At 61.3% G+C, this 26,077-nt stretch carries 28 protein-coding genes and 1 riboswitch; of the genes, 12 read left to right on the top strand and 16 right to left on the bottom strand.

Going from position 1 to position 26,077, the window contains the following annotated elements:
• Positions 1 to 53 precede the first annotated feature (53 nt).
• Entirely contained in the window at positions 54 to 446 is a 393-nt protein-coding gene (locus HX793_RS17415; RefSeq protein ID WP_016977737.1) for an acyl-CoA thioesterase, read from the bottom strand.
• Between the two features lie 198 nt (positions 447 to 644).
• Positions 645 to 750, top strand: a riboswitch (S-adenosyl-L-homocysteine riboswitch).
• 21 nt (positions 751 to 771) lie between these two features.
• On the opposite strand from HX793_RS17415, the gene ahcY reads away from it, so the two are divergent.
• The 5 genes from ahcY to rhlE2 all read left to right on the top strand — a co-directional run bounded on the left by ahcY (position 772) and on the right by rhlE2 (position 7,324).
• Positions 772 to 2,181: an adenosylhomocysteinase gene (ahcY, locus tag HX793_RS17410; protein WP_016977735.1), complete on the top strand. Its 1,410-nt coding sequence runs from the start codon at positions 772 to 774 to the stop codon at positions 2,179 to 2,181.
• A gap of 170 nt (positions 2,182 to 2,351) precedes the next feature.
• Entirely contained in the window at positions 2,352 to 3,197 is an 846-nt protein-coding gene (metF, locus tag HX793_RS17405; protein WP_177094306.1) for a methylenetetrahydrofolate reductase [NAD(P)H], read from the top strand.
• An 81-nt stretch (positions 3,198 to 3,278) separates the two neighbouring features.
• Complete coding sequence (locus tag HX793_RS17400) at positions 3,279 to 4,361, top strand: hypothetical protein (protein ID WP_177059216.1); 1,083 nt, start codon at positions 3,279 to 3,281, stop codon at positions 4,359 to 4,361.
• Positions 4,362 to 4,424: 63 nt separating this feature from the next.
• A complete protein-coding gene (locus HX793_RS17395; RefSeq protein WP_177052703.1) occupies positions 4,425 to 5,216 on the top strand; it encodes a substrate-binding periplasmic protein in 792 nt (263 codons plus the stop codon).
• Between the two features lie 221 nt (positions 5,217 to 5,437).
• Entirely contained in the window at positions 5,438 to 7,324 is a 1,887-nt protein-coding gene (gene rhlE2 / locus HX793_RS17390) for an RNA helicase RhlE2 (protein ID WP_016977731.1), read from the top strand.
• Between the two features lie 66 nt (positions 7,325 to 7,390).
• Here the strand turns inward: rhlE2 and HX793_RS17385 are convergent, their stop codons facing one another.
• Together HX793_RS17385 and HX793_RS17380 are read right to left on the bottom strand one after the other, a co-directional pair.
• A complete protein-coding gene (locus tag HX793_RS17385; protein ID WP_016976077.1) occupies positions 7,391 to 7,969 on the bottom strand; it encodes a YceI family protein in 579 nt (192 codons plus the stop codon).
• A gap of 32 nt (positions 7,970 to 8,001) precedes the next feature.
• Positions 8,002 to 8,553, bottom strand: coding sequence for a cytochrome b (locus HX793_RS17380; RefSeq protein WP_016976076.1), 552 nt, complete (start codon positions 8,551 to 8,553; stop codon positions 8,002 to 8,004).
• A gap of 272 nt (positions 8,554 to 8,825) precedes the next feature.
• Here HX793_RS17380 and HX793_RS17375 point away from each other — a divergent pair, with 272 nt between their 5' ends.
• Both HX793_RS17375 and HX793_RS17370 read left to right on the top strand, forming a co-directional pair.
• The gene (locus HX793_RS17375) at positions 8,826 to 10,232 is read left to right on the top strand and encodes an adenosylmethionine--8-amino-7-oxononanoate transaminase (RefSeq protein ID WP_016976075.1); all 1,407 of its coding nucleotides are present in this window, start codon (positions 8,826 to 8,828) and stop codon (positions 10,230 to 10,232) included.
• 120 nt (positions 10,233 to 10,352) lie between these two features.
• Positions 10,353 to 11,072: a 16S rRNA (uracil(1498)-N(3))-methyltransferase gene (locus HX793_RS17370; protein WP_177052700.1), complete on the top strand. Its 720-nt coding sequence runs from the start codon at positions 10,353 to 10,355 to the stop codon at positions 11,070 to 11,072.
• 3 nt (positions 11,073 to 11,075) lie between these two features.
• Here the strand turns inward: HX793_RS17370 and HX793_RS17365 are convergent, their stop codons facing one another.
• From HX793_RS17365 to HX793_RS17355, 3 genes are read right to left on the bottom strand one after another with little or no spacing between them, the layout of a single operon-like run.
• The gene (locus HX793_RS17365) at positions 11,076 to 11,978 is read right to left on the bottom strand and encodes a transporter substrate-binding domain-containing protein (RefSeq protein WP_177052699.1); all 903 of its coding nucleotides are present in this window, start codon (positions 11,976 to 11,978) and stop codon (positions 11,076 to 11,078) included.
• A gap of 25 nt (positions 11,979 to 12,003) precedes the next feature.
• Entirely contained in the window at positions 12,004 to 12,354 is a 351-nt protein-coding gene (locus tag HX793_RS17360; protein WP_016976072.1) for a RidA family protein, read from the bottom strand.
• A 10-nt stretch (positions 12,355 to 12,364) separates the two neighbouring features.
• On the bottom strand, positions 12,365 to 13,597 hold the full coding sequence (locus HX793_RS17355) for a D-amino acid dehydrogenase (protein ID WP_177052788.1): 1,233 nt from the start codon (positions 13,595 to 13,597) through the stop codon (positions 12,365 to 12,367).
• Positions 13,598 to 13,696: 99 nt separating this feature from the next.
• On the opposite strand from HX793_RS17355, the gene HX793_RS17350 reads away from it, so the two are divergent.
• Positions 13,697 to 14,599 carry a LysR family transcriptional regulator gene (locus HX793_RS17350; RefSeq protein ID WP_016976070.1) on the top strand — a complete coding sequence of 301 codons (903 nt, stop codon included), beginning with the start codon at positions 13,697 to 13,699 and terminating at the stop codon, positions 14,597 to 14,599.
• Here HX793_RS17350 and trhA read toward each other — a convergent pair.
• Positions 14,594 to 15,211 (bottom strand): PAQR family membrane homeostasis protein TrhA, encoded by a 618-nt coding sequence (gene trhA, locus HX793_RS17345; RefSeq protein ID WP_016976069.1) that lies wholly within the window; start codon positions 15,209 to 15,211, stop codon positions 14,594 to 14,596. The two genes, HX793_RS17350 and trhA, sit on opposite strands and share 6 nt — an antisense overlap.
• Positions 15,212 to 15,540: 329 nt before the next feature.
• Between trhA and HX793_RS17340 the strand changes: the two genes are divergently transcribed.
• Genes HX793_RS17340 through HX793_RS17325 form a run of 4 tightly spaced genes read left to right on the top strand, consistent with a single transcriptional unit; the run spans position 15,541 to position 18,708 of the window.
• Positions 15,541 to 16,626, top strand: a complete 1,086-nt coding sequence (locus HX793_RS17340; protein WP_177052698.1) for a TauD/TfdA family dioxygenase — start codon at positions 15,541 to 15,543, stop codon at positions 16,624 to 16,626.
• Between the two features lie 24 nt (positions 16,627 to 16,650).
• Positions 16,651 to 17,214: a chromate transporter gene (locus tag HX793_RS17335; RefSeq protein WP_016976067.1), complete on the top strand. Its 564-nt coding sequence runs from the start codon at positions 16,651 to 16,653 to the stop codon at positions 17,212 to 17,214.
• On the top strand, positions 17,214 to 17,756 hold the full coding sequence (locus HX793_RS17330; RefSeq protein ID WP_016976066.1) for a chromate transporter: 543 nt from the start codon (positions 17,214 to 17,216) through the stop codon (positions 17,754 to 17,756). Before HX793_RS17335 ends, HX793_RS17330 begins: the two co-directional genes overlap by 1 nt.
• 37 nt (positions 17,757 to 17,793) lie before the next feature.
• Entirely contained in the window at positions 17,794 to 18,708 is a 915-nt protein-coding gene (locus HX793_RS17325; protein WP_016976065.1) for a LysR family transcriptional regulator, read from the top strand.
• 162 nt (positions 18,709 to 18,870) lie between these two features.
• Here HX793_RS17325 and madM read toward each other — a convergent pair whose 3' ends face one another.
• The 9 genes from madM to mdcA form a co-directional block, all read right to left on the bottom strand.
• A complete protein-coding gene (madM, locus tag HX793_RS17320; protein ID WP_010207194.1) occupies positions 18,871 to 19,635 on the bottom strand; it encodes a malonate transporter subunit MadM in 765 nt (254 codons plus the stop codon).
• A 1-nt stretch (position 19,636) separates the two neighbouring features.
• Positions 19,637 to 20,041 (bottom strand): malonate transporter subunit MadL, encoded by a 405-nt coding sequence (gene madL / locus HX793_RS17315; RefSeq protein ID WP_015886323.1) that lies wholly within the window; start codon positions 20,039 to 20,041, stop codon positions 19,637 to 19,639.
• Positions 20,042 to 20,108: 67 nt separating this feature from the next.
• Positions 20,109 to 21,008: a malonate decarboxylase subunit epsilon gene (gene mdcH / locus HX793_RS17310; RefSeq protein WP_177052697.1), complete on the bottom strand. Its 900-nt coding sequence runs from the start codon at positions 21,006 to 21,008 to the stop codon at positions 20,109 to 20,111.
• The gene (locus tag HX793_RS17305; RefSeq protein WP_016976061.1) at positions 21,005 to 21,592 is read right to left on the bottom strand and encodes a malonate decarboxylase holo-ACP synthase; all 588 of its coding nucleotides are present in this window, start codon (positions 21,590 to 21,592) and stop codon (positions 21,005 to 21,007) included. Before HX793_RS17305 ends, mdcH begins: the two co-directional genes overlap by 4 nt.
• Positions 21,586 to 22,356 (bottom strand): biotin-independent malonate decarboxylase subunit gamma, encoded by a 771-nt coding sequence (gene mdcE / locus HX793_RS17300; RefSeq protein ID WP_177052696.1) that lies wholly within the window; start codon positions 22,354 to 22,356, stop codon positions 21,586 to 21,588. The genes HX793_RS17305 and mdcE overlap by 7 nt, the downstream gene beginning before the upstream one ends.
• The gene (locus HX793_RS17295; protein WP_177094303.1) at positions 22,353 to 23,195 is read right to left on the bottom strand and encodes a biotin-independent malonate decarboxylase subunit beta; all 843 of its coding nucleotides are present in this window, start codon (positions 23,193 to 23,195) and stop codon (positions 22,353 to 22,355) included. Before HX793_RS17295 ends, mdcE begins: the two co-directional genes overlap by 4 nt.
• Entirely contained in the window at positions 23,188 to 23,487 is a 300-nt protein-coding gene (locus HX793_RS17290; RefSeq protein ID WP_025857695.1) for a malonate decarboxylase subunit delta, read from the bottom strand. The genes HX793_RS17295 and HX793_RS17290 overlap by 8 nt, the downstream gene beginning before the upstream one ends.
• Entirely contained in the window at positions 23,487 to 24,320 is an 834-nt protein-coding gene (locus HX793_RS17285; protein WP_177094301.1) for a triphosphoribosyl-dephospho-CoA synthase, read from the bottom strand. The genes HX793_RS17290 and HX793_RS17285 overlap by 1 nt, the downstream gene beginning before the upstream one ends.
• A complete protein-coding gene (gene mdcA / locus HX793_RS17280; protein WP_177094299.1) occupies positions 24,321 to 25,991 on the bottom strand; it encodes a malonate decarboxylase subunit alpha in 1,671 nt (556 codons plus the stop codon).
• Between the last annotated feature and the right edge of the window lie 86 nt (positions 25,992 to 26,077).

Here is a 26,077-nt window from a genome sequence, read left to right as displayed (position 1 = left end):
TGGGAAAGGTCCGTGCGGAATGATTTGGTAAAGCAAATCAAACCGGCGCAGGGTTACTCGTCCTGAAACTGATCCTTCACGTATTTGATCTCGGTACGTCCGTGAGGCGCTGGCAAGCCGTCTTCACCGAGGTTGACGAAGACCATTTTTTCCACGGTCAGGATGCTTTTGCGGGTGATCTTGTTGCGCACTTCGCACGTCAGGGTGATGGAAGTACGGCCAAACTCGGTGGCGGTGATGCCCAGTTCGATGATGTCGCCCTGGCGCGAAGCGCTGACAAAGTTTATTTCGGAGATGTACTTGGTCACCACGCGCTGGTTGCCGAGTTGGACGATGGCGTAGATCGCCGCTTCTTCGTCGATCCAGCGCAGCAGGCTGCCGCCGAACAGGGTGCCGTTGGGGTTGAGGTCTTCGGGTTTTACCCATTTGCGGGTGTGGAAGTTCATGGTCACTCCAAAGCGTCTTGCCGAATGATGGGCAACATCATGGCAGAGCCTGGGCCCAAGCTCTATGCGCCATTGCCTATCAACCCCATCAGCGATCTTCATATGGCCGACGGAAAGGCTTGGGAAGTCTGGCGCACACGGCTATAATCGGCGCCGTTTCAAAACGGTCATCTCTAGTTGATACCGTTCTCCCGCCACCTGTCCGAGGGGCGCTGCAGCAGGTTCAACCTGTCAGGCTCGGATGGGGCGTTGTCCGGCCTGGTTAGCCAGCTGGATACTAAACGCACAACGGCGCCCATTCGCACACTACGAATGGAGGCTCTTCATGAGCGCAGTAAACACGCCTGCAGATTTCAACGACTACAAAGTCGCCGACATGTCCCTCGCTGCCTGGGGCCGTCGCGAAACCTTTATCGCCGAATCCGAAATGCCAGCCCTGATGGGTCTGCGTCGCAAGTACGCCGCTGAGCAACCGCTCAAGGGCGCGAAGATCCTCGGCTGCATCCACATGACCATCCAGACTGCCGTGCTGATCGAAACCCTGGTTGCCCTGGGTGCCGAAGTACGTTGGTCGTCTTGCAACATTTTCTCGACTCAAGACCAGGCCGCTGCTGCTATCGCTGCTGCCGGTATCGCGGTATTCGCCTGGAAAGGCGAGACCGAAGAAGAGTACGAGTGGTGCCTGGAGCAAACCATCCTCAAGGATGGCGCGCCATGGGATGCCAACATGATCCTCGACGACGGCGGCGACCTGACCGAGCTGCTGCACAAGAAGTACCCGCAGATCCTCGACCGCGTTCACGGTGTGACCGAAGAGACCACCACTGGCGTTCACCGCCTGCTGGACATGCTGGCCAAGGGCGAGCTGAAAATCCCGGCCATCAACGTCAACGACTCGGTGACCAAGAGCAAGAACGACAACAAGTATGGCTGCCGTCACAGCCTGAACGATGCCATCAAGCGCGGTACCGACCACCTGCTGTCGGGCAAGCAAGCCCTGGTGATCGGCTACGGTGACGTGGGCAAGGGTTCGTCCCAGTCCCTGCGTCAGGAAGGCATGATCGTAAAAGTCTCCGAAGTTGACCCGATCTGCGCCATGCAAGCCTGCATGGACGGTTTCGAAGTGGTTTCGCCGTTCATCAACGGCCAGAACGACGGCACCGAAGCAAGCATCGACAAGGCCCTGCTGGGCAAGATCGACCTGATCGTGACCACCACCGGTAACGTGAATGTCTGCGACGCGAACATGCTCAAGGCCCTGAAGAAGCGTGCTGTTGTCTGCAACATCGGCCACTTCGACAACGAAATCGACACCGCTTTCATGCGCAAGAACTGGGCATGGGAAGAAGTGAAGCCACAGGTACACAAGGTTCACCGTACCGGTGCAGGTGATTTCGACCCGCAGAACGATGACTACCTGATCCTGCTGGCTGAAGGCCGCCTGGTTAACCTGGGCAACGCCACTGGCCACCCAAGCCGCATCATGGACGGCTCGTTCGCCAACCAGGTACTGGCGCAGATCTTCCTGTTCGGCCAGAAGTACGCCGACCTGTCGCCTGCCCAGAAGGCCGAGCGCCTGACCGTGGAAGTATTGCCGAAGAAACTCGACGAAGAAGTGGCCCTGGAAATGGTCCGCGGCTTCGGCGGCGTAGTGACTCAACTGACCAAGACCCAGGCCGACTACATCGGCGTGACCGTTGAAGGTCCGTTCAAGCCGCACGCTTACCGCTACTAAGTAATCCGCTCTCTCCCTGTCGGAGCGGGCTTGTGTGGGAGCGGGCTTGCTCGCGAAGGCGGAGTGTCAGTTGATAATTATGTCGACTGACACGACCCTTTCGCGAGCAAGCCCGCTCCCACATTGACGGTGAACACTTTCCGGTTTTTTGAGTTTCCAAGGATACGACCATGTCCCAAGACCGTCGCTACAGCTTCGAGTTCTTCCCGACCAAGACCGATGCTGGGCATGAAAAACTGATGGCCACGGCCACCCAGTTGGCCAGCTACAACCCCGACTTCTTTTCCTGCACCTACGGCGCTGGCGGTTCGACCCGTGACCGCACGATCAACACCGTGTTGCAGCTGGAAAGCCAAGTCAAAGTTCCCGCCGCTCCGCACTTGTCGTGCGTGGGCGACAGCAAGGCCGACCTGCGCGGCCTCCTGACCCAATACGAGAGCGCTGGCATCAAGCGCATCGTCGCCCTGCGCGGCGACCTGCCGTCCGGCATGGGCATGGCCAGTGGTGAGTTGCGCCACGCCAATGACCTGGTGAGCTTCATCCGTGAAGAAACCGGCGATCACTTCCATATCGAAGTGGCGGCTTATCCGGAGATGCACCCCCAGGCACATAGTTTCGAAGACGATCTGCAGAATTTCGTGCGCAAGGCCAACGCCGGCGCCGACAGCGCGATCACCCAGTACTTCTTCAACGCCGACAGCTACTTCTACTTCGTCGAGCGTGTACGGGCGATGGGCGTGAATATCCCGATCGTGCCAGGCATCATGCCGATCACCAATTACAGCAAGCTGGCGCGCTTCTCCGACGCCTGCGGTGCCGAGATCCCACGCTGGGTACGCAAGCAACTGGAAGCCTATGGCGACGACGTCAAGAGCATCCAGGCGTTTGGCGAACAGGTCATCACCACAATGTGTGAAGAATTGTTGCAAGGTGGCGCACCCGGCTTGCATTTCTATACCCTGAACCAGGCTGAGCCGAGCCTTGCTATCTGGAACAACCTCAAGCTGCCGCGCTGAGGTCGTTCCAGCTACATCAGGCCCTCGTTTATACGGGGGCTTTTTTTGTTCAAACACTCCCGGAATGGAAGCCAGCAGTAAATGAATACAGCATCCCCGACTCCTCGCCCGCAGCTGGTTTACCTGGTATTCGGCGCCGAGACCTATCATCAGGAAGCGGTATTCAGCATCGCCAGCGCACTTGCGCATCTGGGCACCACACAGCACATGCCGTTGGATATCCAGGTGTTCAGCGATAACCCAACGCCCTACGCGGGCTTGCCGGTGCAGGTCCATACACTGGACGATGCCACGCGCAAACGCTGGAGCGAGCCCCATGGTTACCATTTCCGTACCAAACATGTGTTATTGCGCCAGGTACTCGAAACCGCGGAACGCGCGCTGCTGATCGACACGGACACGTTTTTCCACGATTCGCCCATGGCGCTGTTTGAACGCGTCGCCCCCGGCACCTTGCTGTGCAACGCGTTCCACTCCAAATACGGCGACAACTGCGAAAGTGTGCTGTATGAAGCCCTGGCCGAATACCTGGCGGACAAGGGCGTCGCCGACGACGATATGTGGCTGCTCAACTCCGGCGTGATGGGCCTGGCCCGGCAAGACGCACACCTGTTGGATCATTCGATCAAGTTGATGGATGAACTGTTTCCGATGGCCCACGGCGCGTACACCCTGGAAGAGTTCTGTCTGTCGGTGGCCGCGTACCGCCAAGTCAACGTGCGCCAGTGCCCGGACCTGATCCACCATTATTGGAGCCGCAAACAGCTGTTTCGCGCCAAGGTCAAAGCGTGGATCACCAAACATGTCGCCGCGCCCATCAGCGCCGAGGCGCTGGCCGATACACGCAAGGTTTCCGCCCACCTGCCCCGCCCACCGCGCCTGCAGCGCCTGATGTACAAGCTGATCACCCTGGCACTGCCCAAGCGCAAGCAGCAATTCATCCGCGAGATTCTCTACGGCTGCTACGAACACGAAAATGAATTCGACCAGGCCTGTGGCCCGGTTTGGTGGGACAAGGCGCGGCAGAACCAGGAAGAACGCCAAAAATGCCCGGTGGACGCGCACCAACTGGAGCATTGGTTCGCCAACCCCCTGGTGCGTCTTATTCTCGGCGAGCGGCGCACCGCTATCTATGAGCACCTGATGACCTCAGAGGCGAAATAACATCGCCCGCAGATGCGTGTGCCAGAGCTTCTCTTTAAGGCAGGAGCATCGTAACCTCAGGGCATGCCCATCATTCTGAAGCTTGTGACCGCTGCCCTTTTTACTTGCCTGAGCCTGGCCGCTTACGGCGAGAAACTGCGCATTGTCACCGAGCCCTGGGCGCCCTACGTGTATGAGCAACAGGGCACCATGCAGGGGCTTGACTACGAAGCCACAGTGATCGTGTTCCAACGCTTGGGCGTGGAAGTGCAATGGCAGTTCCTGCCCTGGAAGCGCTGCCTGGCGATGCTCGACCAGGGCCATGCCGACGGTGCTCTGGATATTTTCCATAGCCACGAGCGCGACGCCTTGCTGCTGTACCCCAGCGAACCGCTGTCAGAGGTGGAGTTCGTGCTGTTCTACGCCAACGAGCGCCCCCACCCCGCCCAAAGCCTCGAAGACCTGCGCGGCCTTACCGTCGGCACGTCACCGGGCTACCTGTACGGTGCAGGGTTCACTGAATCCACCCTCTTCAACCGCGAACCGGCCCCCAGCCATGAGGCCAACTTCGGTAAGTTGATGCTCGGCCGTATCGATCTGCTGATCACCGACCGTCGCGTGGGCCAGTATGTGATCAAGGCGCTGGGGCTGGAGGGCAAGGTCAGCCAGGCGCCGGTCGTGGTCAGCCGCCAGCAGCAGTTCCTCGCTGTGCGCCGTGGCGCGGGCATGGATCTGCTGGTACAGCGCTTTGCCGCCGAGCTCAAACGCTTCAAACAAGAACCGGCCTATGGCGCGTTGAGCGCAAAATATGGTGGAATCCAGGCAATTACGGGCTCTGGACACACCGTTGAGCAGCAGGAAAGCAGCGCGCCGTGATTGCTCTGTTATACTCCGGCCTTTCCGCCAGGCTCACGCCCGGCCGCTGAGGTCTTGAAAAAGGCACCCAACCCCGCTACAGCGCAGCTTTCAGCCCGCGCGAGCCGGTGGAGTGCCCGCCAGACGCAGCAGGACCGGACGGGGTTGCGCTCCCCTAAGCGCCATTCACGCCCGGCAAGATTATCCCTTTGGGCCAAGCCCTAACTAAAACAGGATTACTCATGTCCTTTGCTTCCCTCGGTCTCTCCGAGGCTTTAGTCCGCGCCATCGAGGCAGCGGGCTATACCGAGCCTACTCCGGTGCAACAGCGGGCCATTCCCGCCGTGTTGCAAGGTCGCGACCTGATGGTTGCGGCTCAGACAGGTACTGGTAAAACCGGCGGCTTCGCCCTCCCGATTCTGGAGCGGTTGTTCCCCAACGGTCACCCGGACAAATCCCAGCGTCATGGCCCGCGCCAACCACGCGTACTGGTCCTGACCCCCACCCGCGAACTCGCCGCCCAGGTGCACGACAGCTTCAAGCTGTATGCCCGCGACTTGAAGTTCGTCAGCGCCTGCATCTTCGGCGGTGTCGGCATGAACCCACAGGTTCAGGCCATGTCCCGTGGCGTCGACGTACTGGTGGCATGCCCAGGTCGTTTGCTCGACCTGTGCGGCCAAGGCAGCGTCGACCTGTCCCACGTGGAAATCCTCGTGCTGGACGAAGCCGACCGCATGCTCGACATGGGCTTTGTCCATGACGTGAAAAAGGTCCTCGCCCGCCTGCCGGCCAAACGTCAGAACCTGCTGTTCTCTGCAACGTTCTCCCAGGACATCACTGCCCTGGCCGGCAAGCTGCTGCACAATCCGGAGCGCATCGAAGTCACGCCGCCGAACACCACGGTCGAGCGCATCGAGCAACGCGTGTTCCGCCTGGCCGCCAGCCACAAGCGTGCGCTGCTGGCCCACCTGATCACCGCCGGCGCGTGGGAACAGGTGCTGGTCTTCACCCGTACCAAGCACGGCGCCAACCGCCTGGCCGAGTACCTGGATAAACACGGCCTCACCGCCGTCGCCATCCACGGCAACAAGAGCCAGAACGCACGCACCAAGGCCCTGGCTGACTTCAAGGCCGGCACCGTACGCATCCTGGTCGCCACCGATATCGCCGCCCGCGGCCTGGATATCGATCAATTGCCACACGTGGTCAACTTCGAGCTGCCGAACGTCGATGAAGATTACGTGCACCGTATCGGCCGCACCGGCCGTGCCGGTCGTTCGGGTGAAGCCATCTCCCTGGTTGCGCCGGACGAAGAAAAACTGCTGAAAAGCATCGAACGCATGACCAAGCAGAAAATCGCCGACGGCGACCTGATGGGCTTCGATGCCAGCGCCGTGGAGGCCGAGAAGCCTGAAGCGCGCGAGCGTCCGGACGTGCGCAACCCACGCAACCCACGCGGTCCGAAGGGCGATGGCCCGAACGGCGGTGGTGGTGGCGGCGGTCGTCGCGACAAGGGCAAGGACAAAGGCGGTAAGGAAAAGGCGCCCACAAATGGCCGCGGCGAGCGTCCAGCCCGCGAGCAAAAGCCACGTGAAGGCACCCCAGCCCGCGAACAGCGCCAGCCGAGCCAGCCGCCACGCGCTGCTGCCGACCGTGCACCGGACGAGTTTCTCGACGACGACGTGGATAACTTCGGTAACCGCGTCGACTACGTGCCGCAGGCCAAACCGGCCCAAGGCCGTGGCCGTCGTCCAGGTGCTCCGGCACAGGGCGCAGGCGCTGGCGCTCCACGTGGCGGCCAGCCACAAGGTGGTCGTCAGAATGGCCCCCGCAACAGCAGCGGCGGCACCACCGGCACGCCACCTGCCAAGCGCAACGGCCCGCGTAACGGTGCTCCACGTGATGGCCAGGCTCGCCGCGAAGACTCGCGCAGCAACAACCGTCGCCCAGCCCGTGACGACCAGCCTCGTTCGTCCGAACCGGCCGTGCAGAACCCACGCGGTGGCCCGGCGCCAAAGATCATCCACAAGGAGTCGAAAGCGGATCGCTTCCCGACACCCGAGCAGTTGGATCAACTGCCAGGCCGTCCTCGTGGTGAAAAGCCAGCACTGCTGACCCGCAACCGCTGAGTTTTGTAGCCCAATAAAAAATGCCCCGCATCTTTCGATGCGGGGCATTTTTTGTGCAGGCAGAAATTACTTCTGCTTAACACCTTCCAGCGAGATGTCCAGGTCCACAGTCTGCGAGGACGGGCCCGGGCCTTTGATGCCGAAGTCGTTCAGGTTGACGGTGGTCTTGGCGTTGAAGCCAGCACGCTCGCCGCCCCACGGGTCTTTGCCCTCACCGTTGAAGGTGGCCTTGAAGGTCACCGGCTTGGTCACGCCGTGGAAGGTCAGGTCGCCGGTCACGTCAGCGGTTTTTTCGCCGGTGGACTTGACTGCGGTGGAGACGAACTTGGCATCAGCGAACTTGGCCACGTCCAGGAAATCTTTGCTGGCGATGTGCTTGTCACGCTCTGCGTGGTTGGACCACAGGCTGGCGGTTTTCACGTCGACCGCGATTTTGCTGGCCTCAGGCTTGGCGGCATCCCAACTGAAGGTGCCATCCCAGTCCTTGAAGGTGCCGTGGATGAAGCTGTAGCCCAGGTGGCTGATTTTCCAGTCGATGAAGGCGTGCTGGCCTTCCTTGTCGATCTTGTAGTCAGCAGCCATCACCTGACCTGCGGACAGCAGGGCAGTACCGATTGCCAGAGCGGCGAGGGTCTTTTTCAACATGCGTTCTATTCCTTGTGAGTCGAGGTTGAACATCAGGCTTTGCGGCCCAGCATACGAAGCAGGGTCGCATCACGGTCAATGAAGTGGTGTTTCAACGCAGCCACGCCGTGCAAGCCGGCGAAGACCACTAACACCCAAGCGAGGTACAGATGCACCAAGCCGGCGTTATCTGCCTGGTCCGGTAGTCCGGAAACCACGGCAGGAATCTCAAACAGGCCAAACACCGGGATACCGACACCGTCTGCGGTGGAAATCAGGTAACCGGCGATCATCACGGCAAACAACCCGAGATAAAGGAACCCATGACCGAAAGCAGCGCCGATACGGGTCATGCGGCTGTAACTGGCCAGCGGTGGCGGCGGAGGGCTCACCAGGCGCCAGACAATACGCACCAGCATGATGGCGAACAGCGTGATGCCAATGCTTTTGTGCAGGTCCGGCGCGTCTTTGCGCCAGGCGCTGTAATAGTCGAGACCGACCATCCACAAGCCCAGGGCGAACAAGCCAAACACCACCAGGGCCACGCCCCAGTGCAAAACCATGCTGACCCAGCCATAGCGGGCCGGTGAGTTGCGTAACTGCATGTACTTAATCCCGTAGTAGTGCGCCCAAGACTAGCGATTTACCTATCGAATTAAAGCGGAAAATTTCGCTTTGAAATATCGAGAAATACGATCTTGAGGGTATGAAGGGTAAATTAACATCGGATTAAGGACTATCCAGAAGAAACGTGACAGACCGTCCTGCCTTTACCGTCAATTCACAGGTAATGGCTTGTGACAGGGCCGTCCATTGCATAGGCTTGCGCGATTGTTTTACCTGCGCCCGCCGCAGGACCGCTTCGAGGAGATCACCGATGGGCTTGAACAACCAGTGGATGCAACGCGACCTGGCGGTGCTGTGGCATCCCTGCACCCAGATGAAAGACCACCAGCAACTGCCGCTGATTCCGATCAAGCGCGGTGAAGGCGTGTGGCTGGAAGACTTCGAAGGCAAGCGCTACCTCGATGCCGTCAGTTCCTGGTGGGTCAACGTGTTTGGCCACGCCAACCCGCGTATCAACCAGCGCATCAAGGACCAAGTCGACCAGCTGGAACATGTGATCCTGGCCGGTTTCAGCCACCAGCCGGTGATCGAACTGTCCGAGCGCCTGGTGCAGATGACGCCCGAGGGCCTGACCCGCTGCTTCTACGCCGATAATGGCTCGTCCTGCATCGAAGTCGCGCTGAAGATGAGCTTTCACTATTGGCTCAACCGCGGCCTGCCGAACAAAAAGCGCTTCGTCACCCTGACCAACAGCTACCACGGCGAAACCATCGCCGCGATGTCGGTGGGCGACGTGCCGCTGTTTACCGAAACCTACAAGGCGCTGCTGCTCGACACCATCAAAGTGCCAAGCCCCGATTGCTACCTGCGCCCCGAAGGCGTGAGCTGGGAAGACCACTCGCGCACGATGGCCCAGGTGATGGAACAGACCCTCGCCGAGCACCACGACACCGTCGCCGCCGTGATCATCGAACCGCTGATCCAGGGCGCCGGCGGCATGCGTATGTACCACCCGGTGTACCTCAAATTGCTGCGCGAAGCCTGCGATCGTTACGGCGTGCATTTGATACATGACGAAATCGCCGTCGGCTTCGGTCGTACCGGCAGCATGTTCGCCTGTGAACAAGCCGGTATCCGCCCGGACTTCCTGTGCCTGTCCAAGGCCCTCACCGGCGGTTACCTGCCGTTAGCCGCCGTGGTCACCACCGATGACGTGTACGACGCGTTCTACGACGACTACCCGACCCTGCGCGCTTTCCTGCACTCCCACAGCTACACCGGCAACCCGCTGGCGTGTGCGGCGGCGCTGGCGACCCTGGATATCTTCGAAGAAGACAACGTCATCGAGAACAACAAGGCCCTGGCCCAGCGCATGGCCACCGCCACCGCGCACCTGGTGGACCACCCGCATGTGTCGGAAGTACGCCAGACCGGCATGGTGCTGGCCATCGAGATGGTGCAGGACAAAGCCACCAAGGCCGCCTACCCCTGGCAGGAACGCCGTGGCCTGAAGGTGTTCGAGCACGCCCTGGAGCGCGGCGCGCTGTTGCGGCCACTGGGCAGCGTGGTGTACTTCTTGCCGCCCTATGTGATTACGCCGGAACAGATCGACTTCCTCGCCGAAGTGGCCAGCGAAGGCATCGATATCGCCACCAACAGTAGGGTCAGCGTTGCCGTGCCGAAAGATTTCCACCCAGGCTTCCGTGATCCGGGCTGATGGCCGAACTCCTTGTAGGAGCGAGCTTGCTCGCGAAGGCATTCCAGGCGCATCGCTGCGTCGGATGTACGTTCTTCGCGAGCAAGCTCGCTCCTACATAAACCTCTTCAGAGAACCGAAATGAGATTGTCCCGCTTTTTCACCGACACCCCGCTGAGCATTGGCGATCACGAACTGCCGGAAGCCCAGGCGCATTACATCAGCCGCGTGCTGCGCATGGGCGAAGGTGACGCCGTGCAATTGTTCGACGGCTCCGGCCAGGAGTTCCGGGGCAGCCTGCTGGAGGTCGGCAAGAAACGTGTCACTGTGCAGCTCACCGAAAGCTTCGCAGGCCAAACCGAGTCGCCGCTGCACATCCACCTGGGCCAGGGCTTGTCCCGGGGCGAGCGCATGGATTGGGCCATTCAGAAAGCCACCGAACTGGGCGTCAACGCCATCACGCCGATTTTCAGCGAGCGTTGCGAAGTGCGCCTCAAGGACGAACGCGCCGACAAACGCCTGCTGCACTGGCGCCAGGTGGCGATCAGCGCCTGCGAGCAATGCGGGCGCTCCACGGTGCCGGTGATTCACCCACCGTTGCTTTTGGCGGACTGGCTGAAACAGACCGAAGCGGACTTGAAGCTGGTACTGCACCCGGTGGCCGAGCCGATGGTCAGTCACGCCAAGCCTACCAGCCTGGCCTTTCTGATCGGCCCTGAAGGTGGGCTGACCGACAATGAAGTCGACACCGCCCAAGCCGCCGGCTACCACGCGGCCCGCCTCGGCCCACGTGTGTTACGCACCGAGACGGCACCCGTGGTGGCGTTGGCAGTCGCCCAACAGTTGTGGGGCGACTTCTAGGGTTTACTCCACCGGGTCACTGACCGGCTTGGCAATGATCGCCTTCAACTCGCTGGTCATCGGGAATTCCAGGTTCAGGCCCTTGGGCGGAATCGGCTGTTCAAACCAGCGCTGGTAAATCCCGTTGATCTCGCCACTGCGGTACAGGTCGGCGAGTGTTTCGTTGACCACCGCCAGAAACTGCGGGTCGTCCTTGCGCACCATGCAACTGTAGATTTCCCGGGATTGCTCCTCGCCCACCACCACCCAGTTGTGTGGGTCCTTGGCCTTGGCGCGTTCGCCGTAGAGCAACGCGTCGTCCATGTAGAACGCCGCAGCGCGACCGGTCTCAAGCATCTTGAACGCTTCGCCGTGGTCCTTGGCACTGATCACGAACATGTTGGTCTTGTGCTCGGCGTTGTAACTCTTGAGGAAGCGCTCGTTGGTGGTGCCCGCGGTGGTCACCACGTTCTTGCCTGCCAGGTCGGCAAAGCCTTTGATACCGCTGTCCTTGGCCGTGAGCAGTTGCCCCTTCACGTAGATAAACCCGTAGGAAAACGCCACCTGCTTCTGCCGCTCGGCGGTCACGCCGGTGGAGCCGCATTCCAAGTCGACGGTGCCATTTTGCACCAAGGGGATACGGGTCTGGGACGTCACCAGGTTGTACTTCACGTTGAGCTTGGCCACCCCGGTTTTCTGCTGGATGCGCTCGACGATCTTGTTCGCCAGCTCCACCGAATAGCCCATGGGCTTGCCACTGTGATCCCCCACGTAGGAAAACGGCACCGACGCATCGCGATAGCCCAAGGTTATGGACTTGGCGCTGGCGATCTTGGCCAGCGCACCGTCCAGGGGTGCTTGATTCGCATAGGCCTGTGCGCTGAACAAAAGTCCCAGGGTGCAGCCGGTCAACAGGATCTTTTTCATTGTTATTCTCCGTTGGTCTTTGAAGTTACTGACGTACAGCGATCACACTGATTTCCACCAGCACACTCGGGCGCGCCAGTTCTGCTTGCAGGGTGGTGCGCGTCGGCGCCATGCCGGGCGACAGCCAGGCCGACCATTCGTCGTTCATCGGCGCAAAACCTGCACCGATGTCTTTCAGGTAAATCGTCGCGTTGAGCAGGTGGTCTTTGTCGCTGCCTGCCTGGGCCAACAGCGCATCGATCTTGGCCAGCACTTCGCGGGTCTGCGTGGCCACATCCTGGCCTTCACCGGGCACTTGGCCCGAGAGAAACACCAGGTCCTTGAAAATGGCCGCGCCACTCAGGCGTTCATTGCTGCTGATTCGGGTGATGGTCATCGGTGCATCCTCATGCAGCGCGGGGCGCAAGGCCCTGCATATCAATGGAAGGGGCGCGCTGGCTGATCAGCTCGGCCAGCAGTTGGCCGCTACCGCAGGCCAGGGTAAAACCGAGAGCGCCGTGGCCAAGGTTCAGCCACAGGTTGCGGCAGGTGCTGGCACCAATCAGCGGTACGCCTGTCGGCGTCGCCGGACGCATGCCGGCCCATTCCACCGCGTGGGCGTAGTCGCCGGCATCAGGAAACGTCTCCAGTGCCTGGCGCTTCATCAACGCGAGGCGTTTGGGCTCAAGGCTGGCGTCGAAGCCAACGATATCCACCATCGCGGCTACCCGCAGTTGCTCACCAATACGCGCATACACGATCTTACGGTCGTAATCGGTGATGCTCACATTCGGCGCCTGATGGTGCGCACCCATCGGTACACTGAGGCTATAACCCTTGAGCGGGTACAGCGGCAACGCCACGCCCAACTCGGCGCTGCGATACCCGGCCGCCAGCACCAGGTGCTCAACCGGCATCACCTCATCGCCCAACTCGATGGCCTGCACCACTGCGCCAGCCTGACGAATGCCGGTGACCTTGCGCCCCAGCAAAAAGCGGCATCGTCCCGACGCTTCCAACCGCGCCGCCAACTGCTGGCAGAAGGCGTGACAATCACCGACCTCCTCATTGGGCGTGTAGATCCCACCGACAAAACCACCGCCCGCCAGCGAGGGTTCCAGGCGTGCGCAATCGGCGGCCGAAAGCACTTGCTGTTGCAGGATATCGGCGACCTTGCTGCGCGCCTGTTCAAAAGAGCCGGCATTGCGGAAGGTCACCAGCTTGCCGTTGCGCCGCCAATCGAAGCCGTCCAGGTGATCATCATCGCGCCACTGCTGCAAGGTGTCCTGGCTCAGGGATGCCAGGCGCAGCAGGTGCGCAGCATTGCGTTTGTTCACCGAGCCACGGCAGGCACCGAGAAACGCCGCCATCCAGCGCCACTGTTGCGGGTCCAGGCGCGGGCGCAGCTTCAAGGGAGAGTCACCGCGCAACAACCAACCGATGGCTTGCAGCGGCACACCCGCATCGGCCAGCGGCGCCACGTAGCGATAGGACAGTTGACCGCCGTTGGCGAAGCTGGTCTCGCTGCCCAGAGTCTGGCGCGCATCGATCACCGTCACCTCATGACCTGCACGCACCAACGCATAGGCGCTGGCCAGACCAATCACTCCACCCCCGATGATGTACACCATTGCCGCCACCCGCCGTTGAATCAAGAGGCCTCAAGCCTAGAGGCAGGTGACAGGCCGCCGACAATGAATAAAGATGGCTCACCTATAAACAAAGGTTATGGACTTGCCATGCGCTTGCGTCATATCGAAATCTTCCAGGCCATCCGCCAAACCGGCTCCGTCAGCGCCGCCGCGCAGTTGCTGCACGTGTCGCAACCGGCGGTGACCAAGGTGCTGCAACACGCTGAATTGCAGCTGGGTTTCCCGCTGTTCCTGCGGGTGCGCGGCAAATTACAGCCGACCCCGGAAGCCCTGGCGCTGGAAAGCGAAGTGGAGAAAGTCACCGAAAGCCTGCAAGGCGTGCGGCGCCTGGCCAAGAGTCTGCGCCGTGCGCCAGGCCAGAGCGTACGCATTGGCGCGATCCCGGCGCTGGCCCTTTCGTTGCTGCCACCGGCGATCCTGGAATGGAAGCGCGATTACCCGGACATGGCCTGCGAACTGTCCAGCGACCACAGTCGCGAGCTGGTGCAGAAGCTGTTGATGCGCGAGATCGACCTGGCGCTGACGCTCAACTTCTCCGGCCATCCGGGGTTGACCACGCAGGTGCTGGCCAACGGTGTGCTGGTGGCGTTGGCATCCAAAGGCTATTGGTCCGACGCCGAGCTGAGCCAGCCGCTACCCCTGGCGGACCTGGCAGGCACCGCATTGATTGGCCTTTCCAGCGCCGACCCGCTGGCCGCGAAACTCGACAGCTACCTGGAAAACGTCGACCCACCGCCGCGGGTGACGATTTCCGTACAAACCTATTCCCTGGCCCGCGCCATGGTGGAGTCCGGCGCCGGCCTCACAGTCATCGACCCCTTTACTGCCCTCGGTGCCTCGACAGCCACCACGTGTATCCGCACACTCACGCCGCCGCTGCCGATTACCCTGTACGCCCTGACCCGCGCCGATGAACCGCCGCCGCACATGCTGGCCAATCTGCTGCAGATCTTTGGCCAGCGAGCCCGTGAGCTTCTGGAGCGTTTATAGGACGTAATGCATGATCGCCACGAAGTGCAACAAACTCCCGCCGATCACAAACAAATGCCAGATCCCATGGGAATGACGCAGGCGGTCCTCCAAGGCAAAAAAGATGATGCCGACGGTGTATAAAACGCCGCCCGACGCCAGCCAGATAAACCCCGCCGTGCCCAATGCGGCAAGCAGCGGCTTGACCGCCACCAGCACGATCCATCCCATCACCGCGTAAATCACGATCGACAGGATGCGCGCCTCGGAGCGCGGCTTGATCTCCTGCAGAATGCCGATCACCGCCAGCCCCCACACGATGCCAAACAGCGTCCAGCCCCACGGTCCTCTCAAGGTCACCAGGCAAAACGGCGTGTAACTGCCGGCGATCAGCAGGTAGATCGAAAAGTGATCGACCTTCTGCATGATCTCTTTTCGCCGCCCCTTCACGCTGTGGTACACGGTCGAGGCGCTGTACAGCACCATCAGCGTAAAGCCGTAAATCGCCACGCTGACGATCTTCCAGGGGCTGCCATCCAGGCTTGCCACCACCAGCATCCACACGGCGCCAATACACGCCGCGACAGCACCGAGTAGATGGCTCCAGGCGTTGAATCGTTCCCCGTGGTACATGTGTCACTCACCTCTGGATTACCGTTGCTAGACCAAATCCAGCCTTGTGCAACTCAAGAAAAAACGCGCGTTGTGATTATCTGACGCAGATGTGACAACGTTTTTCGCATTTACAACACACCTTATTTTTCGACCTCCTGATTTCTGTATTTCATTCAAAGCATTGGGAGCAATTACCTGTAAAAAAAGACATCGCCCTCAAACAAGAGATCTCTTTTCCTACCTACAGAAGCCAACAACCGATCTCAACGCTCGTCCCTGTTTGACGGTAACCGGTCGCTGGACTATTTAACCCGAACACTTTGAGTCTCCCCGCCAGGAGTCCGAAAATGCCGTCCACCCCCTTAGATCCAGATGGATTTCTACCCGAGTCCAACGAGCCGTGGAATGCCCACAGCTTGCGCGAAGCTCAACGGCAATGGGTGTACACCCTGTCTACCGCGCAGGTTCATGAAGTGGAACGGGCGCTGGCTCATATTCAGTACTGCACCAAGCCCGCACTGCGATGCGGGCCAGACGACTTCCCTCTTCCTACATTGCACTCGATGCTGCAAAGGGCCGTCCTCGCCTGTGAGACCCGTTCAGGCCTCTTTCTGATCCGTGGCCTGCCCATCGCTCACTTGAGCGAAACCCAGGCCCGCTGGCTGGCGTGGGGTATCGGGTTGCACCTGGGAGTCCCCCTGATCCAAAACGACATCGGCCAATTGATGGTGGATGTACGTGACATCAGCGAGGGAAAAAACCCAGATCGACTACGGGATAACGCATCCAGCGCCGCCATGGGGTTTCACGTCGACGCCTGTGACTTGGCAACCCTGCTCTGCCGGCGCAAAGCTGCCCACGGTGGGCACACTTTGGTCGCCAACATGCTGACGATCCATAACCAGCTGGCCCAGGAAAACCTGGCTTGGCTCAAGGCCCTCTATCAACCCCTTCCGTTCATCGACCTGGCGCAGCCGGGCTTTTTCCGCTGCCCGGTGTTTGCCATCCATCATGGCGTTTTTGCCGCTCGCTTTTACCGTAAACGCATACTCGCCTGCCGCAACCTGCCCGGTGCGCCCAAGCTGTCCGGCACCACGCTGGATGCCATTGACGCCTTCGAACAACTCGCGTCAGACCCGCAAAACTGTCTGGAAATTCACTTGCAACCCGGCGACTTGCAACTGTTGAATAACCACGTCGTTTGCCACTCGCGTACGGCGTTCATCGACGCAGGGCCATTTGATGACAAACGCCACCTGTTCCGTCAATGGTTCGCCACGCCGTTCAGCCGCCCATTACCCCAAGCGTTTCGGCAAGCCTATGGCCGAACGGGAGCGGCAACGCTGCGCGGGGGGTATCAAGGGTGGCGGCAAACACCCGACACCTTGCGCTTCCAACAACAGCTCGCCGAATATCATAAGGTGATTGCCTGAGCGCTCCTGCCAGTGGAACTGAACATGTCCGAGCTCCCTCTCGCCCCGCCGCCCAGTCTGTGGCAACTGTTTTACAACTTTGCCTGGGTTGGCCTTTGCGGGTTCGGCGGCGTATTGCCGTGGGCGCGACAGATGATGGTCGACCGCAGGCGCTGGCTGACTGAGGCCGCGTTCAACGAACTGCTGACCACCGGCCAGTTCTTTCCGGGCCCCAACATTGCCAACGTCGGCATCATCTATGGTCGGCGCCTGCATGGTTTGCGCGGTGCGTTGGCTGCGGTGTGCGGGCTGTACCTGTTCCCCTCGTTGATCACCGTGCTGGCCGGTTTCGCCTATGCCAAGTGGTGGAGCCACGACGTGGTGCAGCAGATCTTCGGCGCCGTCATGCCGATTGCCACCGGCTTGATGCTGGGCACCACCCTGCGCCTGCTCAGGGCCATGCCACGTACGCTGGCCAACTACAGCGCCTTCGTGCTGACCTTTGTCTTGATGGCGATCTTCGTGCTGCCGCTGTGGATGGTGCTGCTGATCTGTATCCCCAGCTCCCTGGCCTTGAGCTTTATCGGATCAGGCAAGGTGGCCGGCTGATGCAAACCGTCCTGCTGCACCTGATGATCCAATGCGCGCTGTGGTCGCTGATGGCGATTGGCGGCAATACCGTGGCGCTCAGCGATATCCACCGCTACACCGTCACCGACATGAACTGGATCACTGACGCGCAATTCGTCGCGTTCTTTGCCTTGTCCCAGGCACTGCCGGGGCCGAATGGCATGTTCCTGGTGTTCATCGGCCAGCAAGCCGCAGGGCTGCCCGGCGCGCTGGTGGCACTGACCGCCAAGTTGTTGCCCTGCTCGGTGGTGACTTACCTTGGCGCCGGTTGGCTGGAGCGCCATACCGAAACGCCGTGGGTGCAGCGGGTCAAACGTAGCCTGCTGCCGATTTCCATCGGCCTGATTCTCGCCGCCAGCTACATCCTGATGAACAGCCTGGAAAACAACGCCACCAGCCTGGTGCTGACCCTGGCCAGCGCCGCCGTGGTGTATTACACGCGGCTGAATGCGATCTGGCTGATCATCCTCGGCGTGCTATTGGGCCTGTGCAGTGCATGGCTGGGAGCGGACTGGTTTTAGGGGCACAATCGACGGCATTCGAACCAGAGCCACGGCCATGCTGATCGACGAAGAATTCACCCTCAAAAAGCTCGAGATCTTCCTGGCGTTCATGCGCACCGGCAACCTGGCCCGCGCCGCCGCCGAGCTGCAAACCAGCAACGTCAGTGTGCACCGCGCCATCCACTCCCTGGAAAACGCCCTGCGCTGCCCGCTGTTCAAACACGAAGGCCGCAACCTCACGCCGCTGGAAAGCGCCTACGTCTTGGAAGAACGCGCACAGAAGCTGGTGGCCGATGTGGTCGACAGCGTGCGCCTCACCCGCGAAGCCGCTGGTTTCTCCGCCGAACGCTTCAAGCTCGGCTCGCTGTATTCGCTGACGGTGAAGACCGTGCCGCAACTGATCATGGGCCTGAAGATCCGCCGCAGCGAACTCAACATCGACCTGATCCTGGGCTCCAACTTCGACCTGCTCTACAAGCTCAAGAACATGGAAGTGGACGCGATCCTCATCTCCCTCGACGAGCACGCCAACGACCCGGACTGCGAACAGATTGCCTTGTTCTCCGACGACATTTTCCTCGCCACCCCGGCTGACTCACCGTTTGACCGCGATCAGCAAATCGACCTGGCGGCTGTGCGTGACGCGACCTTCATCACCCTCACCCAAGGCTTCGCCACGCACCAGGATGGCAATCGTGTGTTCAAGCAGGCGGGGTTCGAGCCGAAGGTGGCGATGCAGGTCAATGACATCTTCACGTTGCTGAGCATGGTCAGTTCGGGCGTGGGTTATGCGCTGTTGCCGGGCAGGATTGCGGCGGTGTATGAGAACCGCGTGAAGTTGATACCGCTGCAACCCCGGTATCGGTTGCAGCAGCATATTGGCGTGGTGTTCCTGAAGGCCAAGGAGCGTGACCCTAACTTGTTGGCGTTGTTGGCGGAGTGCCGGATGTACGCCAATCGCCAAACCTGACAATGAGCCCCCTTTGTGGCGAGGGAGCTTGCTCCCGCTCGGCTGCGCAGCAGTCGTAAAATCAGCGCTCGCGGATTTTCAGGAAGAAAGCAATGGGACCGCTTCGCGCTCCAACGGGAGCAAGCTCCCTCGCCACAAAAGCGGTCGATCGCATCGCGGGGGTTAGCCGACCAGACCGCGCACGATGAAGTACAGCAACGAAGGCCCAAGCAAACACCCAAGCCCGGTATGGAACGTCGCCGTCAGCGCGCCATACGGCACCAAGCGGCGATCTGTCGCAGCCAAGCCAGCCGTCACGCCGCTCACGGTGCCAGCCAACCCACCAAACACCATCGCCGAACGCGGGTTGTCCAACCCCATCCAACGCGCCGCCACAGGCGTACCCACCATCACCAGAATCGCCTTGATCAACCCGGTGGCAATCGACAGCGCCATCACATCCGACGTCGCGCCGATCGCTGCACCGGTCACTGGGCCGACGATATAGGTCACGGCACCGGCACCGATGGTAGTCATGCTGATCGCATCGCGATAACCAAAGGCCCAGGCCATGCTCGCGCCGACGATAAACGGCAGGATCGTGCCCAGCAGCAGCGCAATCACACCGATCATCCCGGCCTTGCGCGCCTCGGTGGCTTGCACTTCAAACGCCGTGGCGACGATGGCGAAGTCGCGCAGCATCGCGCCGCCCATCAGGCCGATGCCGGAGAACAGCGCCAGGTCCGCCAGGCCTTTCTGGCCGCCGGTAATCGTGCCGCCGACCCAGGCCAAGACCAGGCCGATGACAATGGCAATCGCAGAGCCATGGATGCGCCCGAAGGTCAGGCGCTTGGACAGCACCACGGAAATCCACATCACCACGCCGACAAAGGCAAACGCGGTGATCAGGCCGTTGTGTTCCAAACCTTTTTCAATGAGATCCCACATATCAGCGACCTCCTACTGGTGCGATCAGCGGCTCTTCATCGGGCAGCGGTTCACCCTTGTGCGTGCGGCTGATCAGGGCGATGGTGCAACCACATACCACCACCGACCCAATCGCCGCGAGCACCGCCACAGGGCCACCGTGCAGGGCAGTGACCACGTTTTGTTGCGCAGCCATTGCCACCACCACGGGGATGTACATCGCGCCCCAGAAGCCCACGCCCATTTCGCAATCCTTGGTCATGCCGCCGCGTTTTTGCATCCACAGGCGGGCGCAGATCAACAGGATCATCGCGATCCCCACCCCGCCCACATTGGATTTGACGCCCAGCAACACGCCGAGCATGTCGCCCATGATCACGCCCGCAAGCGTGCAGATCGCCAGCAGTGCCACACCGTAGATAATCATTGTTGTTGTCCTCAAAGTGCTCGATCGAAATTGTTGTTGTTGTGCTTCGAAAGCCTTGGGTGATGCTTTATCGGTGGCGGCGCTCCTCCTCTTGCAGCAGGGCCTGCAAGGTGTCCAGGCGCGCGCCTTCGCAGGCGATCACCGTGCCTTGTTCGAATACGCGGCGTGACAGGCCGGTGAGCACAGCACCGGGCGGCAGTTCGATCTGCAGGCGCACGCCACGCTCGTAGGCGCCTTGCACAGTGCCGCGCCAGTCGACGATGCGGCACATGTTGAAGGCCAGGTCGTCGCGTAATTGTTCGGGGGTGTGGATCGGCCGCGCACGGGTGCTGCTCAGGTAGGTGATGCGCGGTACCTTGAGCGGCACGAAGGCGTGCGCCAAAGCCTGGGCTGGCTGCTCCAGCAACGCGCAATGGGACGGCACGCTGACAGCCAGGCGCTTGGCAATGCCGTTGCCTTTGATGCGACTGGCGACAAGCTTCATGGCTTTGTCGCTGCCGGCGATCACCGTCTGGTTGTCGGCGTTGATATTGGCCAGGTACACCGGGGTTTCGGGGCTGTGGATTTCGGCAAGCAAGCTTTCGACGGTGGATAACTCCGGCCCGATGATCGCGGTCATGCCGTAGCCCTGTGGATAAGCATTTTGCATCAGCTCGCCGCGCAGGCTGACCAGTTTGAGGGCGTCGGCAAAATCCAGCGCACCGGCAATCACCGCTGCCGGGTAGGCACCGATGGACAACCCTGCGACGTAATCCGGCGTGTGTTGCAGCAAGCGGGCATGGGCCACGCCGGCGATCAGCAGGCAAAGCTGCACGGCGCGGGTACTCGCCAGGGCCTGCGCCGAATCCAAAGTGCGAACGTCTTCACCCAAGGCTTCGCTGGCGTGTTCCAACACATCGGCCGGCAACGCCTGGAGCATGCCCGGACGTTGGGCGCCCTGACCGGGGAAGACCAGAAGGCTGCTCATGCTACGGCCTGCCAAGGGTCGAGGACGAGGTGCGCACCGTTGACCGTTTTCAACAGCACCCGCCGCGATGGACCGGCCCATTCGCGCAGAGCGATAGCGCCGAAAGGTGTTTGCAGTTGCATATCCACAGCGCACGCGGCTTTGTCCAAGGTTGCCAGCAAGTCACGTGCGTCGTTGCGATCCAGCGGCTCGGGCGTGCGCAGCATAAGGTCCAGATCGCTCTGGGCATGCAGCGCTTCAATGCCCGTGGCCAGCTCAAAACCCGCGCTGCCGGTGATGCCCCAATTCAAGGGCGCCAGCAGAGGCCGCAGTTGTTCCAATGCCTGCAAGGCCGGTAAGTCCCGTGTCGAGACAACGTCACGCAGCGCTTGCGGCGTTACTCGCCGCTGCACCGCGGCAATCGGCATCTCGGCGGCAAACCGCTGCTCGCGCAAACGCCCGCGCACGCCCACCGCGACCCAGCCCGGCGCGACGGTGGCGCGACGCACCACCACCGTGCCTACCGCCTCCACCGCCCACGCCGGAGCGTCAGCAGGCAGATGCGCCGGGGTCATACCCCAGAGCAGGTCGTGAGCGTTCACCATTGTTCCCGCAGCAGTTGGCGTACGTGGCTGGAAGCCGCGCGGTTGGTCGCACCAAGGCGGCCGCTCAAGTCGGTGCTGCCAATATCCTTGATTGCATTCACCAGGCAATCGCTGACCCGCGCCACATCCTCCGGCGTGGGCTGTTCAATCTGGCTGACCGACAAGGTTTCCCACAGCAACCCCAGGCTGGCGTAACTGTCGATGTCGTAGGCCATGGGCGGCACGCTGGCGGCCAGGGCTTCCAGCTCTTCAACGCTGCGCAGCGTCACGCGCGCGGCCGAGGCCTTGCCCATGGCGTGCACCATCACACCAGGATCGCGCAGGGCGATCAGGCGATTGGCTTGGTACCCATGAGCTAGAAACGCACCGGACATGGCCTTGCCCACCAACAGCGCAATCACCGGGTGCCCGGCCAGACGCGCACGGGCGTAGCTGTCGGCGGAGGCGGCCAGGGCCTGGTGGATGCCGAGGGCTTCTTCGCGACGGCCATAGGCTTGGCTCGGTAGGTCGACGATGGCGATGATCGGGCGCTTGTCGCCACGGGCGATGGCTTCATCGACGGCTTTTGCCAGACCCCAGCCTTCCAGCAGGCCGACTTCGCCATTGCGTGCGCGGGGGAAGCGGTTTTGCGCGTCGGTGACCACGGCGATGTAGCGCACGGGCTGTTCACCCAGCACACCATCGGCGACTTTCAGCGAGTTGGGCAAACCCTCAACGGCTGTCGCTCCGGCGCTCAATGCGTTGAACCAGTGCAAACCTCTCATGAGCGTTCTCCTTGATACAGCGCGCGTACCGTCGCCGGGTCGATTTGCGGCGTGGTGTCCAGTTCAGCCAGGCGCGCCAGGTAATGCTCGGCCTGACTGCTGCGCTGTTGGTTGGGCAGGCCTTGCTCCAGCAATGCGCTGACGGTGTGTTGAATCTCGGCCACATCGTCAGCGACATAACGGTCGGCCAAGCCGCTGTTGAAACGTTGCTCACCGCCGGTAAGGCTCCAGATGAAGGGCCGGTCGCGGGAGTCGTACTCCTCAAGCCCCGCTTCCTGTTCGATCACTTGCGGGCCATTCAAGCCCAGGCGTGCTTCGCGGGTGACCACAAGGTAACTGCACAATCCAGCCGCAATGGACATGCCGCCAAAGCAACCGACACTGCCCGCCACCACGCCGATCACTGGCTGGTACTGGCGCAAGTCGACAATCGCCGCGTGGATATCCGCGATGGCCGCCAGGCCCAGGTTGGCCTCCTGCAAGCGCACACCACCGGTTTCCAGCAACAGGACGGCGCGGGTCGCAATGCCCTTGCGATTATCTTCCGCTGCCAGCTCCAGAGCGCCCGCAATTTTTGCACCGCCGACTTCACCGAGGCTGCCGCCCTGGAAGTTGCCTTCGACGGCGGCAATGACGACAGGTTTTCCATCGATGTTGCCCTTGGCGATCACCACACCGTCATCGGCCTGGGGCACTACGCCTTGGCGACTGAGCCACGGCGACATGACGCGCTGGAACGGGTCGATCAATTCACGGTAGGAACCAGCGTCCAGCAACGCCTTGGCCCGCTGCCGAGCGCCCAGCTCAACGAAGCTGTGTTTGGCGAGTAAGTCAGTCATGGCCGACCTCCTCGAAACCCTGCTCCAGGCGCAAGCGCACCACGCCGGGGGTGGCGCCGAAATCGTGGATATCAATGTTCAACGCCGGTGGCGTCTGTTCCTGGAAGATACGCTCGAACAGATGCTGCCAGCGTTGTTCGGCGCCATTCACCGAGGTCTGCACCTGGATGGTCAGCGTGCCCGGCGTGCCCGGTTCCAACAGCACTTCCAGGTCGCCCGAGCCAACGCAGCCCACCAGCGCACGGCCTTTTGGCGGCTGCCCGGCGGGGAATTCAAAGGATAAGGTTTCCATCACAACGCTCCGTCGAGGCGGTCGATAAACAGGCAGGCGGCCAACAGGTCGGCGGCGCCGCCGGGGGAGGCATTCAGGGCCAGCAGTTGAAGGTCTAACTCATGCAATTGGCGACGCCCGACCAGCGTTGCGCTGCCACCTGCATCGAGTACCGCTTGAGCACCCTGCTGCATCGCTAACAGGCCTTCGGGACCGGCACGGTAAAGCACGCAGGTATCGGCCAGCTCGGTCATGATCGCCAGCAAGGCGTCCAGGCGGGCGTTCTGTTCACCTGCATTGTGCTGGCGACTTTTATGCAGCTGCGGCAAGCCACGTTGCACCACCGAGGGAAAACCCAGCTGGGCTTCTTCACGGGCGCCGCGTGCGCCATAGCGCTGGGCGACCTGGGCGCCGTGACTCATCGGTTGCGGCGCGTAGCGGTCGTTGAGCAGGGCTAATCTGGCGGCGTTCAGGGTGATAGAGCGCGGTTCCAGCGCTGCCGCTGCGGTGAGCAAACCGAGGGCCCAGATTGCGCCGCGATGGGTGTTCACGCCGTGGGTGGTGACGAGCATTGCTTGCTCACCTTCGCGGCCAATACGCCCAAGGGCTTCGCGCAGGGGTAAGCCGACTTCACCGAACTCAATCGCGGCTTCGGCCATCTCCTTGAACATCGGCCACAGCGACAACGCTGAAGCGTGCATCAGGCCCAGGTGCAGATCGCTATGGGCGCCGTTGCCGCGGCGGTCCACCAAGGCAGGTTTGGGCGACAGGTCGGCTTCATCGATCAGCGCATCGACGGCCATGTCCGCCAGGCGATCTGCGAGCGTGATTTCATGCAGTTTAAGGGCGCGCATTTACCAGCTCCTGAATTTGGCAGGTGGGTTGTACAGCCCACCGGACCAGTCCACCAGGTCGGCCACACTCTTGGCGGCCAACAGTTCGCGGGTAGCATCGGTGCGACGGATGCCCAAGTCTTCGGGCAAGGCAATCAACCCTTCGCGGCGCATGCGTGCGGTGTCCTTGGGGTTGTGGCGCATGCCGATGGCGGTGACGCCTGCGACGGCGGCGATCATCGCCTGGCGTTCTTCCAGGGAGCGCGCCTTGTACAGGTAGGCAATGCCCTCTTCGGTGAGCAAGTGGGTGACGTCATCGCCGTAGATCATGATCGGCGCCAAGGGCATGCCGCTTTTGCGGGCGACTTCCACCGCGTCAAGGGTGTCGACGAAGGTGGGTTTACCGCCTTCCTGGAAGGTCTCGACCATTTGCACCACGAGTTTTTTGCCGCGTTCCAACAGCGCTTCCGGTGCATCGTCGTGGCGCATATCCAGCCAGGCGGGCGTGCCATGGCGACGACCGCGTGGGTCATGGCCCATGTTCGGCGCGCCGCCAAACCCGGCGAGACGGCCACGGGTCACGGTGGAAGAATGGCCGTCGCCGTCGACTTGCAGGGTGGCGCCGATAAACAGGTCCACCGCGTACTGGCCAGCGAGTTGGCAGAACATCCGGTTGGAGCGCATCGAGCCGTCGCGACCGGTGAAGAACACATCCGGCCGAGCGGCGATGTAGTTTTCCATGCCCAATTCAGTGCCGAAGCAATGCACGCTTTCCACCCAGCCGCTTTCAATCGCAGGGATCAGGGTTGGGTGCGGGTTGAGGGTCCAGTTGCGGCAGATCTTGCCCTTGAGGCCAAGGGATTCGCCGTAGGTGGGCAGGATCAATTCAATGGCGGCGGTGTTGAAGCCGATGCCATGGTTAAGCGACTGCACATTGTGTTTTTCGTAGATGCCACGGATCGCCATCATCGCCATCAACACGTGCACCGGCTTGATATGGCGCGGGTCGCGAGTGAACAGCGGCTCGATATAGAACGGCTTGTCGGCCACCACCACAAAATCCACCCAGCTCGCCGGGATATCCACGCGCGGCAAATCGGTGACGTCGTCCACCAACTGGTTGACCTGCACGATCACGATGCCATCGCTGAACGCGGCGGGCTCGATCAGCGCCGGGGTGTCTTCGGTACTGGCGCCGGTGTAGATATTGCCGGCGCGGTCGGCCATGAACCCGGCGGAAAGCACCACGTTGGGGATCAAGTCCACCACCAGCCGCGCATAGAGTTCGATGTAGGTGTGGATCGCGCCGATTTCCAGCAGACCGTCTTCCAGCAACTGGCTGATGCGCAGGGATTGGGTACCGGCAAAGGAAAAATCGAGCTTGCGTGCGATGCCTTTTTCAAACAGGTCCAGGTGCTCGGAACGGCCGACACTGGGCATGATCATGTGTAAATCGTGGAGCTTGGCGGGGTCGGCCTTGGCCAGGGAGCGAGAAAGAAAATCCGCCTGTTTCTGGTTGTTGCCTTCCAGCACCACGCGGTCGCCGGGGAGGATCAGCGCCTCAAGCGCCTCGACGATCTTGTCGCTCGGTAATACCGCGCCGTCTGCGTATTTTTTGACCAGCCCGAGCCGTCGCTGCTTCTCGTCGCGCCGCCGCGTCCAGCGCGAGTCGGGGGTGATGGTTGTTGTCATGGTCGCTCCACGGGTTGGCTGTCGTGGAACTACCTTAGGGACGACCAACAGCGCGATCAATCAAGCTGGGCAAGCAACCGTTACGG

Source organism: Pseudomonas reactans, assembly GCF_013387025.1.
Lineage (GTDB): Bacteria > Pseudomonadota > Gammaproteobacteria > Pseudomonadales > Pseudomonadaceae > Aquipseudomonas > Aquipseudomonas reactans.
Note: the sequence above shows the minus strand (reverse complement) of the source record. Positions and strands in the feature narration are given on the sequence as shown.

What these genes read in the sequence shown, in the direction of transcription:
- HX793_RS17385 (WP_016976077.1), bottom strand. Translation starts at nt 7,969, where the DNA reads ATGTTGAAAAAGACCCTCGCCGCTCTGGCAATCGGTACTGCCCTGCTG.
- HX793_RS17350 (WP_016976070.1), top strand. Translation starts at nt 13,697, where the DNA reads ATGCGCTTGCGTCATATCGAAATCTTCCAGGCCATCCGCCAAACCGGC.
- HX793_RS17325 (WP_016976065.1), top strand. Translation starts at nt 17,794, where the DNA reads ATGCTGATCGACGAAGAATTCACCCTCAAAAAGCTCGAGATCTTCCTG.
- mdcA (WP_177094299.1), bottom strand. Translation starts at nt 25,991, where the DNA reads ATGACAACAACCATCACCCCCGACTCGCGCTGGACGCGGCGGCGCGAC.
- madM (WP_010207194.1), bottom strand. Translation starts at nt 19,635, where the DNA reads ATGTGGGATCTCATTGAAAAAGGTTTGGAACACAACGGCCTGATCACC.
- HX793_RS17365 (WP_177052699.1), bottom strand. Translation starts at nt 11,978, where the DNA reads ATGAAAAAGATCCTGTTGACCGGCTGCACCCTGGGACTTTTGTTCAGC.
- rhlE2 (WP_016977731.1), top strand. Translation starts at nt 5,438, where the DNA reads ATGTCCTTTGCTTCCCTCGGTCTCTCCGAGGCTTTAGTCCGCGCCATC.
- trhA (WP_016976069.1), bottom strand. Translation starts at nt 15,211, where the DNA reads ATGTACCACGGGGAACGATTCAACGCCTGGAGCCATCTACTCGGTGCT.
- HX793_RS17330 (WP_016976066.1), top strand. Translation starts at nt 17,214, where the DNA reads ATGCAAACCGTCCTGCTGCACCTGATGATCCAATGCGCGCTGTGGTCG.
- mdcH (WP_177052697.1), bottom strand. Translation starts at nt 21,008, where the DNA reads ATGAGCAGCCTTCTGGTCTTCCCCGGTCAGGGCGCCCAACGTCCGGGC.
- HX793_RS17335 (WP_016976067.1), top strand. Translation starts at nt 16,651, where the DNA reads ATGTCCGAGCTCCCTCTCGCCCCGCCGCCCAGTCTGTGGCAACTGTTT.
- HX793_RS17340 (WP_177052698.1), top strand. Translation starts at nt 15,541, where the DNA reads ATGCCGTCCACCCCCTTAGATCCAGATGGATTTCTACCCGAGTCCAAC.
- HX793_RS17360 (WP_016976072.1), bottom strand. Translation starts at nt 12,354, where the DNA reads ATGACCATCACCCGAATCAGCAGCAATGAACGCCTGAGTGGCGCGGCC.
- HX793_RS17400 (WP_177059216.1), top strand. Translation starts at nt 3,279, where the DNA reads ATGAATACAGCATCCCCGACTCCTCGCCCGCAGCTGGTTTACCTGGTA.
- HX793_RS17290 (WP_025857695.1), bottom strand. Translation starts at nt 23,487, where the DNA reads ATGGAAACCTTATCCTTTGAATTCCCCGCCGGGCAGCCGCCAAAAGGC.
- HX793_RS17415 (WP_016977737.1), bottom strand. Translation starts at nt 446, where the DNA reads ATGAACTTCCACACCCGCAAATGGGTAAAACCCGAAGACCTCAACCCC.
- madL (WP_015886323.1), bottom strand. Translation starts at nt 20,041, where the DNA reads ATGATTATCTACGGTGTGGCACTGCTGGCGATCTGCACGCTTGCGGGC.
- HX793_RS17395 (WP_177052703.1), top strand. Translation starts at nt 4,425, where the DNA reads ATGCCCATCATTCTGAAGCTTGTGACCGCTGCCCTTTTTACTTGCCTG.
- HX793_RS17370 (WP_177052700.1), top strand. Translation starts at nt 10,353, where the DNA reads ATGAGATTGTCCCGCTTTTTCACCGACACCCCGCTGAGCATTGGCGAT.
- HX793_RS17375 (WP_016976075.1), top strand. Translation starts at nt 8,826, where the DNA reads ATGGGCTTGAACAACCAGTGGATGCAACGCGACCTGGCGGTGCTGTGG.
- metF (WP_177094306.1), top strand. Translation starts at nt 2,352, where the DNA reads ATGTCCCAAGACCGTCGCTACAGCTTCGAGTTCTTCCCGACCAAGACC.
- mdcE (WP_177052696.1), bottom strand. Translation starts at nt 22,356, where the DNA reads ATGAGAGGTTTGCACTGGTTCAACGCATTGAGCGCCGGAGCGACAGCC.
- HX793_RS17305 (WP_016976061.1), bottom strand. Translation starts at nt 21,592, where the DNA reads ATGGTGAACGCTCACGACCTGCTCTGGGGTATGACCCCGGCGCATCTG.
- HX793_RS17380 (WP_016976076.1), bottom strand. Translation starts at nt 8,553, where the DNA reads ATGCAGTTACGCAACTCACCGGCCCGCTATGGCTGGGTCAGCATGGTT.
- HX793_RS17295 (WP_177094303.1), bottom strand. Translation starts at nt 23,195, where the DNA reads ATGACTGACTTACTCGCCAAACACAGCTTCGTTGAGCTGGGCGCTCGG.
- HX793_RS17285 (WP_177094301.1), bottom strand. Translation starts at nt 24,320, where the DNA reads ATGCGCGCCCTTAAACTGCATGAAATCACGCTCGCAGATCGCCTGGCG.
- ahcY (WP_016977735.1), top strand. Translation starts at nt 772, where the DNA reads ATGAGCGCAGTAAACACGCCTGCAGATTTCAACGACTACAAAGTCGCC.